Consider the following 14,468-nt stretch of genomic DNA (forward strand, 5'->3'; position numbering starts at 1 on the left):
TAAAATTAGAAACCAAATAAATGAGAAATATGGAAATTACTACTAATTACGTTCAAATTCCTAATCAAAATCTATCAATTGATGCTTATTTAGCGCAACCAGTAGGTGATGGTAACAGGAGTGCGGTTATTGTCTTTCAAGAAATTTTTGGTGTTAATGCCAATATTCGAGATATTACCGAACTTATTGCTAAACAGGGATATATTGCGATACCTTCGGTGAGCTTCGCTTAACGCACCTGCGATGTTTCAACGAACTGCTCCGGGTTTTGAATTTGGCTTTAGCGCGGAAGATGTTGGTTATAGTCCAGAAGCTTATCGTCTGGGTTTAGAATATTATCAACAGGTAAAGTATCAAGAAATATTTAGCGATATTCAAGCTACAATTGCTTATTTAAAAAGTTTACCTAATGTTAAAGTTGATTCTATTGGCTGCATAGGTTTCTGTTTTGGGGGTCATGTGGCTTATATGGCTGCAACTTTACCCGATATTAAAGCAACAGCTTCGTTTTATGGAGGTGGAATTACTACTTCTAGTTATGGGGAAGAAATTCCTACTTTGAATCGTACTTCTGAGATTCAAGGTACTATTTATACGTTTTTTGGCACCAAAGATACATTAGTTTCTCAGGAAGATAACGAAAAAATAGAGGCAGAATTAAAGAAACATAATATCACTCATCGCGTATTTAGATATGATGCAGGACATGGATTTTTTGCCGGTTTTTTTGTAGATAATTATCCATTTTTAGCACAGAATCCAAGTATAAATAGAGAAGCTGCTATTGATGCTTGGAATCACGTTCTCGAACTGTTTGAAAATAATTTGTAGAATTTACTTTATGTCTTTGTTTTCTCGTTTATCGCTATTAATTTGCGGAACTGGTTTTGCATTATTAACTTTTTTACCTTCAGTTACTAATGCTATAAAATCAGATGATTATGGATTAACAAACCGCAGAGACGCAGAGAGCGCAGAGGGAAGAACGCAAGAGGAAATTAATAGGAGAGGTTTTGTCAATTCTAGTTTTCAATCTGAGTCAAAGTTAAAATTTTCAGCAAATAGGGTTGATTTTGGAACTGTTTTCAAAGAGCTTGGTATTGAAGGGTCTATTATAATTTATGATGCGAGTAATAATAAATTTTACGAACATAATTCTCCTCGCAATTCTAAAGCTGTTTTCCCTGCTTCCACGTTCAAGATTTTAAATACTTTAATTGCGCTACAAACAGGGGTGATTCGCGATGACGTATCTGTTTTAACGTGGGATGGTATCAAACGGGATATTGATGTATGGAATCAAGATACAAACCTTCGTCAAGCTTTTAAAAATTCAACGGTTTGGTTTTATCAAGTTTTAGCTCGGAAAATCGGACACGAGCGGATGCAAAAGTTTGTTGGTCAAGTAGGTTATGGAAATCAGCAAATTGGTCCAGCAGAAAATATTGATAAGTTTTGGTTAGAAGGACCTTTACAAATTACACCCAAGCAACAAATAGCATTTTTACAAAAGGTTCATGACGGAAAATTACCCTTTTCACAACGCAATTTAGATTTACTCAAAGATATTATGATTATGGAGCAAACCCCAAATTATACTTTGCGAGGAAAAACGGGTTGGGTAACTAGTACAAATCCTAAAATTGGCTGGTTTGTGGGATATTTAGAACAGAATAATCAAGTTTATTATTTCGCTACTAATATTGATATGCCAGATATTAAACTTGCTGCTGCTCGAATTCAAGTTACTCGTCGTTGTCTGCAAATGTTGGGATTGTTTTGAATTGAGTATTATTACGAAGGTCAAAATCAAACAAAATATTTACATTGTATGTGTTTACTGAGTATTCCTTCGTGTTTATGCAATTACCAACAATAATCTACCTTGCAAATGCAGGTATCCCCCTTTTTACTCAAAGTGTCTTCTACCAAATAATATTGCTGATTCCAATTATTGCAATTGAAGCTTATATTTTAAGAAAAATACTTGCAATTAATGTATTTCAAGCAAGTTTAGTTTCAAGTGCTGTAAATATTGTATCTACTTTAATTGGAATAATTATTTTCCTTGCAATTGGGATCGGGTTCGCGAGTACATTTCCTCAAACAGTAGTTCAACCTGGTTCTTTTCCTCATACACCAATCGATCTGATAATTTCATTAATACCGATGTATTTTGTTTCAGTTTTTTTCGAGTCTCTATTTGGAGCTTTGCGACTGAAAAAGATTTCACGTCGTAAGGTTTTGAGAACATTTGCGATCGCGAATGCTTATACTTACTTAATGCTTGAATCTTTAGCAATTTCTCAGCTTGTTAAGGGATATATCGAGAGAAGATGAATATATCCTGTACTTTTACAGGGATCTGTGGAAATTTCTTTGGATAAACTCTTGTAAATGTGCTTTTTTGTAACAGTTCTGGGTGGACTTTTATGTTTACGAGTGTGGATGTTCGAGCGGTTTAATCAGGTGCGTTGCGCTGAGCGACAACACACCCTACAATTAAACTTATACTTTGAATTAAACTTTAAACAAATTTTTTCGCTGCTTCAAACCTTGTATTAACCTCATCCCAATTAATCACATTCCACCAAGCTTCTAAATAATCATTACGACGGTTTTGGTAATTAAGATAGTATGCGTGTTCCCAGACATCGTTACCCATGATAGGATATTTACCTTCACTAAAAGGACTATCTTGGTTAGCCGTACTCATCACTTCTAATTTGCCATCTTTATTAAAAACCAACCAAGCCCAACCACTACCAAAACGTTTTGTACCAGCTTCGTTAAACTGGTTTTTAAAATTGGTAAAACTGCCAAAATTATCCTTGATTGCAGATGCGATCGCACCGCTAGGTTCCCCTCCACCCTTGGGTTTCATGATTTTCCAGAACATTGAGTGGTTCACATGACCACCACCATTATTCTGTACTGTTTTGCGAATATCTTCGGGTACGCTATTAAGATTACCTAATAATTCTTCTACGCTTTTTTGCTTGAGTTCTGGATGTTTTGCCAAAGCTGCATTTAAGTTTTTCACATAAGCTGCATGATGCTTGTCGTGATGAAACTCCATTGTTCTAGCATCTATATGGGGTTCCAACGCTTTATAATCGTAAGGTAGAGGTGGTAACTTTACAGCGTCCGATGTATTTTGGGCAATTGTCGTACTAGTCGAGGTAGAAGATTTTTCACCCGCTAATGCACAACTCTCCAAAGCAAATGTACTTGCACTAACTCCGAGTAAATATAAAAAATGCCGACGTTTCAAAGTCATAACGCTAACCCTAAGTAATTTATTCTTATTTTCTAAGATTTAGGGTACAAAATAAAACAAATCTCAACCATTTTGAATCATCCAAACTAGAATCCCCAGAATTTCTTCTACAGGTGGAAGGGGATAATCCATCAAATCAATCGTGACAATATTTTCTTCTATCTTCAAAAATCGCCATTGTGTACCGCTGGTAATAGAACCATATATTACCGGAACAGGACGATTTTTTGCCGCGTTGAATCTTTGTGCTGCAACCATTTCTGCCATACATTGGCCAAACCCGGTTCTTAAATCGGCTTTTTTTGCTTCCACAATGACGATTGCAGGTGCTTCAATTTCTAGCACTTCGGGGGAACGACTTAAAAGGAAATCGCATTTCCCATTTAATCCAATCGATTCATCAATTGTGAAATCTTCCCCCGAAAATAAACTGATCTCTCGATTTAATATCCGTCGAACTTCTAGTAGTACTGGGTAAACAATTCCTTCCGAGCGTGCTTTTTCACTTGCACTAGAAACCAGAGGGAGACTTTCTTGAAGATACGATGTTAGTGTTGCAGATGCTTGAATAGGTTCGGTGCAAGGAATAAATCGTCCACCTTCGTGTGTTTTTAACCCGAAAGCTTCTTTCGCTTTACTAATATTGGTAAACTGACTGTAAGGCATAATTACTGTCTCCCGTGCAAGCCTACGTTTATAGTAAAGCAGTAGATAGATTTATTTACCTTAATATCGGCAATTTGGTACTATTAACGAAGTGGACGAGTGCAACTAAACTTATGGCAAAGCGTAAGAAAGACAATCTCAAGTGGATTAAAGAAACGCTTGAACTCAAACCCGATCATCATTGGGAATCTCCACCGGAGTATAAGATATTTGTCGCGGGTAGAGGGGCTGTTCGCTTCAATGTCCCTCATGATTGGCATTTTGAACCAAAAGAAAATTCCTTCAGGTTCTGCGATCGCAAACCACCTGATGATGATTGTGGTTTAGAAGTATCTTACAACCATTTACCCCAAAGAGATTGGAGTTTGTTTCCCCTCAAACGGACTTTGAAGCAGATAATCGCAGATGACACTCGGAACCCTTTTGAAGTTGGTGAAGTAATTACCGTCAAACGTCAAACTGCTCGTATAGTTTGGATTGAGATGCAATTTATCGACACACAGGAAGAACCACGGGAAGCTTTTTCCCGAACCTGTATTGCGATCGGTTCCAATATTCAGTGTTTAATTACATACGAGTTTTGGGCGGATCAAGCCGAGCAATTAACACCCGTATGGGATGAAGTAATCCGGAGTCTCACTTTAGGATTATATATTCGCGACCCCAGGAGTGGTTTAGCTTTTCCAGATTAAATACGCAACGGATATAGTAATTGCGATCGCAACGAAAAAAGCGTAAATATGATGCGACAACTAAAATATTACATTGCTTGCAGCGTCGATGGATTTATTGCCAGAAAAGACGGTTCATTTAACGATTTTCTTTTAGAAGGTGAAGCTGTAAATGATTATATTGAGTCTTTACAGTTGTTTGATATCGTTTTGATGGGACGCAAAACTTACGAGGTGGGATTAAAAGAAGGTAAAACTAATCCTTATCCGATGACGAAAAGTTACGTATTTTCACGTTCTATGAAGGAAAGTCCCGACGAGCAAGTAGAATTGGTTTCGGAGAATGCGATCGCACTTATAAAAAGTTTAAAAAACGAATCAGGAAAAGATATTTACCTTTGTGGTGGTGCGAATTTAGCTACAACGTTGTTTACTGAAAATTTGATTGATGAAATCATTTTGAAAGTGAATCCCTTTGTGATGGGTTCGGGTATTCCGCTTTTTGGTGAAATTATTAAACCAACTGCTCTAGAACTTATCAACAGCAAGATTTATGAAAATGGTGTTGTGCTGCTTAATTACCGAGTTAAATTCTGAGTAATTTTCTCCGACATTAATTCCATAGATTTATTCGCAAGTTCGTCTACCGTTAACGTAGATTCCACATCAATAGATATAAATCCAAGCTGCTCAACTAACTCCATCATGCGTTTATTGTACAAAAGGGTACGTTCAAGAAACTTTTGAATTAAATACTTTTTATCCTCACCTAGATTATTAAAATTGCTTTGATTATAAATTCGATTTTGAAAAAGGCGATCGCGAGCGGTAAGCCAAATCGCTTTAAGATGATTTTCGTTAACTAAATTCGCTACCAATCCCGGATATAATGCCGAGCCTTCTATAATAAGATATTCCTGAGAACTAACAATATCTTCTACTTGCGGTAAAACATTTTTTTCATAATGCGATAATACATCTGAAAAAAGACCGTCGGTAGACAAATTTCTATAATGTTCTGCGACGTTTTCTGGAATAGCCTTCCCGTTTGCTCCTACCCAAGGTCGTCCGGGATGACGAGCGAGTTTGTCCGTAGAAAGATAATTCCAATTAAGCTTTGCAGCAGTATATTCAGCAAGAGTTGATTTACCTGCATGAGAAGAGCCACCAATCAGAATTACCCGCATTTGAGCGAGCGATTTATTCATAAACCGATATTGTATTCTTGGGTGATAAGCTGATGTGCAGCTAAATTGTATAATGCGTTAGCGAAGCGTGTCCTACGGACATAACCGTGAAAACATTGTAGTGCGAGCATCTTGCTCGCTAGTCTTATACAAATTAAATGCGTAACAACTTAATTTAAGCAGTACTAACCACAAAGCTATCTTCTTTAGCTTCGATCTGAGATTTTGTACGTTCAATTTCCACCGACGAATAAGTTTCAATCCAAACTACAGCACCAGAATTCAAAGGTTTTTCAGGTCGATAGATTATTTCACAAGGACCGTTAACCTTTACCGAATAACCGTAAATATTGCGATCGCCATGTTTGACTGAAATTACGGGGACTAAATCTTGTTGTTTGAGATTTTGTTGAATTCTATGCCTATTTATATGAATTTTAGTTTTTGCCGGATTTCTGATGCACCATTTGGCTTTTGGACCGCGACTACCCCGACTAATAATCGGATTTCCTTCAAATAAAGGTATTATCCAACTTCTCCCAACCTTATAAGCCCCTTTTACCCTACCTTGAGCAATTAAGTAACGCATTCTAGAGGTTGAGATGTTTAAAATTTCTGCGGCTTGGCTAGTGCTTACATACACGGCAAAAAAACTATTGCGATTAAAATTTAGTTTATCAGTTCTTGGGGTACATTTTTTCCGCTCGAAAATAGAACCGCGATCGCAATTAACATTTCTTCAATATTAGGTATCCTCAAACAGTATATTTAAATCGTGAGTTGAAAAAATATCATGGGATTTCTAGATACTAGTACAGCACGGCGTAAACAAGCCACCCATTTTAAATCAACACCCTTATCTCATAAGCTTTTTTAATTTTTAATTCCGCAACGCGGTACTAGTACTCCACCACATAAGTTGTCAGGGGTCATCGTAGTGCGAGCGTCCCGCTCGCTCGTTACATATTAAAAAAAAATTCCCGATCGGCTTACCACCAATCGGGAATTTAAGTTATTACGAAATTAGAACTAATGTTCTATCTCAAAACCTACTTCTTAGCAGCAGCTTCGCGTTCTTTCGCTTCCTTAATCACTTCATCAGCCACATTTCTAGGACATGGTGCATAGTGATCGAATTCCATTGAGAACTGACCACGACCGGAAGTCATGGTACGTAAATCGCCAATGTAACCAAACATCTCACTCAAAGGAGCTTCTGCTTTAATGCGAACTCCTGTAGCACCGGGGTCTTGAGATTTAATCATTCCACGACGACGGTTTAAGTCACCAATTACATCACCAACGTGAGCATCTGGAGTAAACACGTCTATCTTCATGATTGGCTCAAGCAATTGAGGACCCGCTTTTGGTAAGGTTTGACGATAGCCAGATTTCGCGGCAATTTCAAAGGCGATCGCGCTGGAGTCAACTGGGTGATAAGCACCGTCAGTTAAGGTAAATTTCACATCTACTAAGGGGAATCCAGCTAAAACACCTTTGTCAATACTGCTTTGAAAACCCTTTTGAACTGCGGGCCAAAATTCTCTGGGTACGCTACCACCAGTTACTTTTGACTGGAACTCGAAGCCTGTACCGGGTTCACCGGGTTCGATAATATATTCAATCTTACCGAATTGACCGGAACCACCGGATTGCTTTTTGTGGATGTAGGTGTCTTCGATGCGCTTAGTAATGGATTCGCGGTATGCTACCTGCGGTTTACCAACTTCCACTTCAACACCGTGAGTCCGTCTCAAGATATCAACTTTAATATCTAAGTGTAATTCTCCCATCCCCTTAATAATCATTTCACCGCTATCGGGATCGGTTTCAACTTGGAAGGAGGGGTCTTCTTGAACCATCTTGCTCAAAGCCATACCCAACTTCTCGGAGCTTCCTTTCTTCGCAGGTGCTACCGCAATGGAAATTACTGGGTCCGGGAATACCATAGGTTCAAGCGTTGCGGGATTTTTCGGGTCACACAAAGTATGTCCGGTTTGGACGTTCTTCATCCCAACGATCGCAATAATATCCCCAGCTTGAGCAGAGTCTCTTTCTTCGCGGGAATTAGCGTGCATTTCCACCAGACGGCTGATACGTTCACTTTTACCAGTGGCGGTATTCAGGACGGTATCGCCTTTTGATAGGGTACCCGAATATATTCGAGTAAAGGTCAAAGCACCAAAACGGTCATCCATGATTTTGAATGCTAACGCTCGCATTGGCGCTTCTGCATCAACTATGGCAAATTCACCAGTTTCATTACCTTCAAGATCAACTTCTGGCTGAGGTTTGACTTCTTTGGGGTTAGGTAGGTAATCAACAACAGCATCAAGTACTAACTGTACGCCTTTATTTTTAAAGGAAGAACCACAGTAAGTAGGGAAGAATGCTAAGTCTATAGTACCTTTATGGATACAGCGCTTCAGGTCTTCAATGGATATCTCTTCACCTTCAAGATATTTTTCCATCAACGCATCGTCTTGCTCTACCGCCATTTCAACCAACTTTTCGCGCCAAGCTTCGATATCTTCTTTCATCTCGGCGGGAGGTTCTTTAATTTCGTAATTCATTGGGTCGCCAGAATCATCCCACACCCAAGCTTTACGAGTCAGCAAATCGACAACCCCAACGAAATCATTTTCAGTCCCGATGGGCAGTACCATTACTAACGGTTTAGCAGCAAGTACATTTTCCACCTGCTTGACAACTCGGTAGAAATCTGCGCCTATGCGATCGAGCTTGTTGATATAAATAATCCGCGCAACTTCGGAGTCGTTAGCATAGCGCCAATTAGTTTCTGACTGCGGTTCCACACCACCAGAGCCACAAAAAACGCCGATTCCGCCATCAAGAACCTTCAAAGAACGATACACCTCGATAGTGAAATCAACGTGTCCGGGGGTGTCGATGATATTCAACTGGTGTTCGTTCCAGAAACAGGTTGTAGCAGCGGATTGAATCGTAATACCCCGCTCTTGCTCCTGCTCCATGAAGTCCGTTGTTGCTGCACCTTCATGAACCTCACCGATTTTGTGGATTTTACCAGTAAGTTTGAGAATTCTTTCAGTTGTGGTTGTTTTTCCTGCATCAACGTGGGCGAAGATGCCGATATTTCGATAACGAGTGAGGTCTTTCATATTTAACTATATAACTAGGTGCTAGAAACGGTTGGCGGCTACCCTTAAAATATTACTCAAAAGGGAATCGGCGATTTGCAGTCAGCAAGGGCTGAAAGACCGTCTCGGACATTTTAAGTCCAAATCATGCCGATGGCTAATATACCATTTGTTAAGTAATTATAAATTATTTCGATGTCAAGGTGAAACAGTTCTAAGTAGTGGTAGCCGAATTATCCACGGAGGAAACACGACTCGGTGAATTCTTTATTCAGTTACGTTCTAATGTGAAGAGTATTTTTGCTTATTTACTGACTGATATCCAAGCTATATTTTAGCGAAAATAGCGCGACTACAAACCTTACGATTTATATAAATATGAGTAATTGGGTACAAATTAAAGGAAAGATTAATAAAGGTTATGGTGTTGCATCGGGAAAAGGAGGAGATAAACGTTTTCCTAATGGAACTATTGAAATGCAAAAGCCTTTCTTTCACAAACAAGGACTTGATTTAGAACCGTATTTTTCGGGGACTTTGAATATTTCGATTTTTCCCCATCAATATTCAGTTAAGCAAGCTAAATACACGTTTAAAAATGTCAAATGGGCGGAAAATGAACCAGCGGAGGATTTTTCCTTTTTTGATTGTAGGATTCGACTCAAAAATGGTGAGTTGCAAACTGGACTAATTTATTATCCTCATCCGGAAACAAAGCCCGAACATTTTCAAGCTGCGGATATTCTAGAAATTATTACTTTTAAAATTGATGATTTAGAATATGATGAGGATGTGATTTTGGAAGTTGATAGTCAGCAGATTGAGATTAGTTGAAGGTTTTGTAAATTGTAGTAAATTGTAGGTTGTGTTAGACGCACGACAATATCCAACTATTAACGCATTATCTAACTTGCGTCGTAACCCAACATTCCAATATTTCATGTCAATTTTCTGTTAACAATGATTCATCAAAACTGGGGTAAACTAGTTTGCGAGCATTTCACGAATAAAAATCTAGAACTGCCAAACATTGGAGATTTTGTAAATGGTGAAGTTGTAGCTTGCGCTCCTTTTGGTATATGGCTCGATATACATTGTGGTGTACCTGCACTACTTGAAATAATTCAGCTAGATATACAAAATTTTAAGCCAGAAGATTATCCGGAATGGATGCCAAAAATTGGTGAAAAATTTGATGCAGTTGTAGTCGTAGTTAAGAATAAAGAAATATGATTAACTCAAAACTTTATATTTCAAAATAGTTGTAGGTTGGGTTAGACGCACGACAATATTTAATTATTGACGGATAATTTAATTTGCGTCGTAACCCAACACGCTTTTTGATTTGGAGAACTATTATGCCCAATAGTACTGTTAAACTTGGTTCCCAGTACGGAGATGCCTTTATGTCGATAGTGCGATCGCCCGTACATCATATGTTACAAAATTAAGGTGCTGTTAGCGCACTATTCCAAGCTGATTAAAATTGCCTAAACTAACGTTTATATTAGTTGTATTTGATTTTATATAAGACATTAAAATGTTGGGTTACGACGCAAAATTAATTTATTCGTTAATAATTATATATCTTCGTGCGTCTAACCCAACCTACATATGATTTAATCTGCATCTACTCCACGGATGATAAACTTGAATTACAAAATAATTCCAAAATATTATCAGCATTTTTTTATCGGAATAGTACTGGCGTTTTTACCCTTCATTCTTATAGATGGTTGGCTTCCCTACGCTTTGTTGAGTTAATTCCATTATTGCTCATTGGTGTGTGAAAGCAATGGTTAACGGATTATGTATCGTTATGCAGATGTTGGGTTACGACGCTTTAGGAAATTATTTGTTAATATTCAAATATTTTTGTGCGTCTAACCCAACCTACAATTAATTCTTTCTTAGTCTTATTTATAAGACTATGATTTGCAAACGTAGGTGGGTTCTTTATAAAAACGTAGAATTTTGTAAATAGTTTAATCTTGTAATAATGTCATATTATTACGGTGCGTTACGGCATTATCAAATATATAATCTCCATTTTCACATATTTGTGCCGTGACACACCCTACAAAAGACAAAAGATTAGTCTAAAAAATTTGCGGTACAAAAAGTTTTTAAATTTACAGTTTTAATCTCACGCAATTTTTATTTATGTAAATAGCTTTATGAAATCAACTTTCTATCTGGTTGACTGCAAAATAATCTTCTTTTTAATAAACAAAATAATTTATATTTAGGCTAAAAATAATCTATTTATTTTTCCAATCTCCACAAACTTTACTCTATCTAACTTTTACTTCCATTACCAAGTTCGGAGTAATCCCAAGAGTGCATTTGACGGAAAGGAAGACCCATTTTTTGGAAAACGTACTTCTCTTTAATACCAGCACCAACGATGTCTGGCTTAAGTCCTTTCACAAACTGCTCGAATTCGTAACCAGTTACGTCATCGTAAACGATGGTTCCGTTTTCAATATAGTTTGTAGTACGCTTATAGTCGTCACTGTGAGCGAACTCATAACCAGTGCTGACCAATTCCATTCCCAAGTCTTTGAATGCTGGTACAACGTGACGGGGACGTAAACCACCAACCATCAAAGCAACAGTCTTACCTTTTAGACGATGACCGTATTTTTCGAGGATTGCTTTGGTTGTAGGCTCGTACTTAGCAATAACCTTCTCAGCGTTTTCTTGGATTTTCTCGTCAAACTTAGCTGCGATCGCTCTTAAAGATTCAGCAATCTTGGTAGGTCCGAAGAAGTTGTATTCCATCCAGGGAATTTTGTTGTTGACTAATATTAGGTAAATCTGCGATGATAGCTAGTGCCTGTAGTTACTGATTTTTCGCCAACTGCGAACAATGCTCGTCAGAAACTGTTGGTTTTGTGTGGTTAATATTTAATACAAAAGTAAGGTAATGTCAAAAACTAACTTACATCAAAATTCCGAAGTTTTTGAGTCTTTCGAGCCTCCTCACACTACGGACGGTAGCTACAAAGGAACCATGAAGCAGATTGAAGCAACACGGGCTTATTTAAAAGAAAAGTTTGACGAAGAAGTTGTTAAAGTAAAAACTAGGCTAAAGGAAGCTAACATCAAAGTTGGAATTGTAGTTAAAAACGGTTCTATTCAATTACAAACAACGCTACCTTTAAAGCCAGGAGAGATTGATAAAAAAGGTACTGGTGTTAAGCAATATTCGATATCCTTGGGTATTCCAGCAAATTTCGATGGTTTAAAAACCGCTGAAGAAGAAGCATATGAATTAAGCAAACTTACAGCAAGAAAATGCTTTGAGTGGAACGATAAATATTTAGGAAAGAGAGCAAAAGCTGCTAAAGAACAAATAAAGACTATTGCTGAGATACTTCCTGAGTTTGAAAAAAAATATTTTCAAACTAGAAAACGCACGATGAAAAGTGAACACACTTTTCATTGTCATCAAGATTATCTGAAAAGAAATATTGGTTTAGATACTTTAGTTTGTAAAGATGAAATTTTACTGCGTTTAGATATATTAGAACCGAAAAGTAGCACTTTATATAATACAGTTAAAACGTTAAAAGTATTCCGAAAGATATTTGATTTAGATATCGATTTATCTGCTTATGCTGGTAAACCTATTGTTCAAGAAAGACATTTACCTGATGATGACAAAATTATTGCAGCTTATGATAAGTTTGCAGATTATGCTGCAACACGCAAGAGAACAATTAAAAAAGCTTATGTAAATAGCTGGAAACTTTGGCAGTGGTGCTATGGGATGTTAGCTACCTATGGTTTAAGACCACGAGAATTATTTGTAAATCCAGATATTGAACATTGGTTGAATACAAAAAATATTAATCATACTTGGAAAGTTGATAGCGAAACCAAAACTGGAAGTAGGGAGGTTTTACCCTTTTATCCGGAATGGTTAGAAAAGTTCGATTTAAAAAATATTGAATATCTGCAAATGTTAAAAGAGATTGTTGAAGATAAAAAAACATGGAGAGATATTAATACAGTTAGAATTAACTGCTCGTCTTGGTTTCGTCGAGTTAATGTAGGTTTTGACCCCTACGATTTGCGTCACGCTTGGGCAATTCGCGCTCATATGAACGGAATTCCGATCAAAGCTGCTGCGGATAATCTAGGTCATTCTGTAGAAATACATACAGAAATCTATCAAAAGTGGTTTTCCTTAGAAAATAGACGCAAAGTAATGACTTCTGCGTTAGAAAGTAAGGATTTAGTAAGAAATTTACAAAATGAAAATCAACGATTACAAGTAGAGATAGAAAAATTGCTACAAGAGAATCAAACATTGCGGATAAAATAAAACAATCAAATATTTGAAAATATTTAAGAATGTGTGTTACTGCGATAATTAATTTAGATTTGTAGTAATACACACTTTTATATAATTACTTCTGGTTTATGTAAACCGGACTTTTTTCCTATTCCCTAAAAAAAGCATTCAATTATTTTTACATAAGCACTTATTAGCTCCAAATATCGCATAATTAATCTAAAAAATTAAGTTAATTTATTGATTTACTCTACTTTTTTGTATTTTTATTGTTTTTATTTAATGAAAAAGTAAATCATCTTATATATTAGTTTTTAAAAACCCTTGCATATTAAACCTTTCAATAATCATCCCCTTATCCAGGGAATACCGTAAGCTTCTTCCATGTGACGGGAGATGTAGTTCATCGAACGGTAGCAATGAATCAAGTTCATTTTTACCTTGGGGGTCAACATCATTTCGTTGATTGTCCCGTCTCCAGACCACTGAGCAACTACACGCAAGCCGAGTTCTTCTAAGAGGATACGGCTAGACCAAGCGTCACCACCGATGTTGTAGTCACCGATGATTGCTACATCGTAAGGACCGGGTTCATAACCAAGGGTATTTTCCTTAGCAGCTTCGTCAGCTTTAGGGAAGATCCAGTCGCGAATTGCATCGTTAGCAATGTGGTGTCCTAAAGATTGAGATACACCCCGGAAACCTTCACAACGAACGGGAACAACTGGCTTACCGATTTCTTTAGATGACTTTCTAGCAACTGCTTCGATGTCATCTCCAATCAAACCGATGGGACATTCAGATTGAATTGAAACACCACGGTTGAGAGGGAACAATTCGTCGATTTCCTGAATCATTTTGGCGAGTTTTTTGTCACCACCAAAAACAATGTCTCTTTCTTGGAAGTCAGAAGTGAAGTGCATTGTACCGAAGGTATCAACACCTGTGGTACCAATGTAGTAGTTTCTTCTACCAGACCAAGACCAGTAACCGCAACCTACAGGACCGTGGCTGATGTGAATCATGTCCTTAATCGTGATATTCTTTAACTACAAAATATTATATATGGCAGTACTTTCACAAATTTTTGCAGCGATATAATCTAAATTTACCTTAAATTGTGTCTGCTTAAATTAAAAACATCAACTATTTTTATAGTTTTCATCTGGTTTAATTAAGCTTGGTTGATTCTAAACTTACCCTAAATAAAATTAAATCAAGTATTAGCAGCAAAAATTTTGA

Annotated in this window: 12 protein-coding genes and 3 pseudogenes; 8 read left to right on the plus strand and 7 right to left on the minus strand. The window is 37.2% G+C overall.

The window, feature by feature from the left end; all coding sequences use genetic code 11:
• The first annotated feature begins 20 nt into the window (after positions 1-20).
• The 3 genes and pseudogenes from VB797_RS14025 (at position 21) to VB797_RS14035 (ending at position 2,340) form a co-directional block, all read left to right on the plus strand.
• Positions 21-831, plus strand: a pseudogene (locus tag VB797_RS14025) (dienelactone hydrolase family protein).
• Between the two features lie 10 nt (positions 832-841).
• Positions 842-1,783 (plus strand): class D beta-lactamase, encoded by a 942-nt coding sequence (blaOXA, locus tag VB797_RS14030; RefSeq protein ID WP_323238304.1) that lies wholly within the window; start codon positions 842-844, stop codon positions 1,781-1,783.
• A gap of 77 nt (positions 1,784-1,860) precedes the next feature.
• Positions 1,861-2,340 (plus strand): hypothetical protein, encoded by a 480-nt coding sequence (locus tag VB797_RS14035; RefSeq protein ID WP_323238305.1) that lies wholly within the window; start codon positions 1,861-1,863, stop codon positions 2,338-2,340.
• Between the two features lie 187 nt (positions 2,341-2,527).
• On the opposite strand, the gene VB797_RS14040 is transcribed toward VB797_RS14035, so the two are convergent.
• On the minus strand, positions 2,528-3,280 hold the full coding sequence (locus VB797_RS14040) for a superoxide dismutase (protein WP_323238306.1): 753 nt from the start codon (positions 3,278-3,280) through the stop codon (positions 2,528-2,530).
• Positions 3,281-3,343: 63 nt separating this feature from the next.
• Positions 3,344-3,946, minus strand: coding sequence for a hypothetical protein (locus tag VB797_RS14045; RefSeq protein ID WP_323238307.1), 603 nt, complete (start codon positions 3,944-3,946; stop codon positions 3,344-3,346).
• Positions 3,947-4,059: 113 nt separating this feature from the next.
• Here VB797_RS14045 and VB797_RS14050 point away from each other — a divergent pair, with 113 nt between their 5' ends.
• Positions 4,060-4,638 (plus strand): hypothetical protein, encoded by a 579-nt coding sequence (locus tag VB797_RS14050; RefSeq protein WP_323238308.1) that lies wholly within the window; start codon positions 4,060-4,062, stop codon positions 4,636-4,638.
• Between the two features lie 48 nt (positions 4,639-4,686).
• Complete coding sequence (locus VB797_RS14055) at positions 4,687-5,214, plus strand: dihydrofolate reductase family protein (RefSeq protein WP_323238309.1); 528 nt, start codon at positions 4,687-4,689, stop codon at positions 5,212-5,214.
• Here the strand turns inward: VB797_RS14055 and VB797_RS14060 are convergent.
• From VB797_RS14060 to fusA, 3 genes are all read right to left on the minus strand, one after another.
• Positions 5,196-5,825 (minus strand): 2-phosphoglycerate kinase, encoded by a 630-nt coding sequence (locus tag VB797_RS14060; protein ID WP_323238310.1) that lies wholly within the window; start codon positions 5,823-5,825, stop codon positions 5,196-5,198. The genes VB797_RS14055 and VB797_RS14060 overlap by 19 nt on opposite strands.
• 154 nt (positions 5,826-5,979) lie before the next feature.
• Positions 5,980-6,447, minus strand: a complete 468-nt coding sequence (locus VB797_RS14065) for a helix-turn-helix domain-containing protein (RefSeq protein WP_323238311.1) — start codon at positions 6,445-6,447, stop codon at positions 5,980-5,982.
• A gap of 406 nt (positions 6,448-6,853) precedes the next feature.
• Entirely contained in the window at positions 6,854-8,944 is a 2,091-nt protein-coding gene (gene fusA / locus VB797_RS14070) for an elongation factor G (protein ID WP_323238312.1), read from the minus strand.
• 357 nt (positions 8,945-9,301) lie between these two features.
• Here fusA and VB797_RS14075 point away from each other — a divergent pair, with 357 nt between their 5' ends.
• Positions 9,302-9,757, plus strand: coding sequence for a hypothetical protein (locus VB797_RS14075; RefSeq protein ID WP_323238313.1), 456 nt, complete (start codon positions 9,302-9,304; stop codon positions 9,755-9,757).
• A 126-nt stretch (positions 9,758-9,883) separates the two neighbouring features.
• A complete protein-coding gene (locus VB797_RS14080; RefSeq protein WP_323238314.1) occupies positions 9,884-10,156 on the plus strand; it encodes a hypothetical protein in 273 nt (90 codons plus the stop codon).
• A 1,012-nt stretch (positions 10,157-11,168) separates the two neighbouring features.
• Here VB797_RS14080 and VB797_RS14085 read toward each other — a convergent pair.
• A pseudogene (locus tag VB797_RS14085) lies at positions 11,169-11,716 on the minus strand (nitrogenase component 1); the annotation flags it as partial.
• Between the two features lie 136 nt (positions 11,717-11,852).
• Between VB797_RS14085 and VB797_RS14090 the strand changes: the two are divergent.
• Complete coding sequence (locus VB797_RS14090) at positions 11,853-13,256, plus strand: site-specific integrase (RefSeq protein WP_323238315.1); 1,404 nt, start codon at positions 11,853-11,855, stop codon at positions 13,254-13,256.
• Between the two features lie 326 nt (positions 13,257-13,582).
• On the opposite strand, the pseudogene VB797_RS14095 reads toward VB797_RS14090, so the two are convergent.
• A pseudogene (locus VB797_RS14095) lies at positions 13,583-14,260 on the minus strand (nitrogenase component 1); the annotation flags it as partial.
• Between the last annotated feature and the right edge of the window lie 208 nt (positions 14,261-14,468).

Source organism: Rivularia sp. UHCC 0363 (assembly GCF_034931125.1).
Classification (GTDB): domain Bacteria; phylum Cyanobacteriota; class Cyanobacteriia; order Cyanobacteriales; family Nostocaceae; genus Rivularia.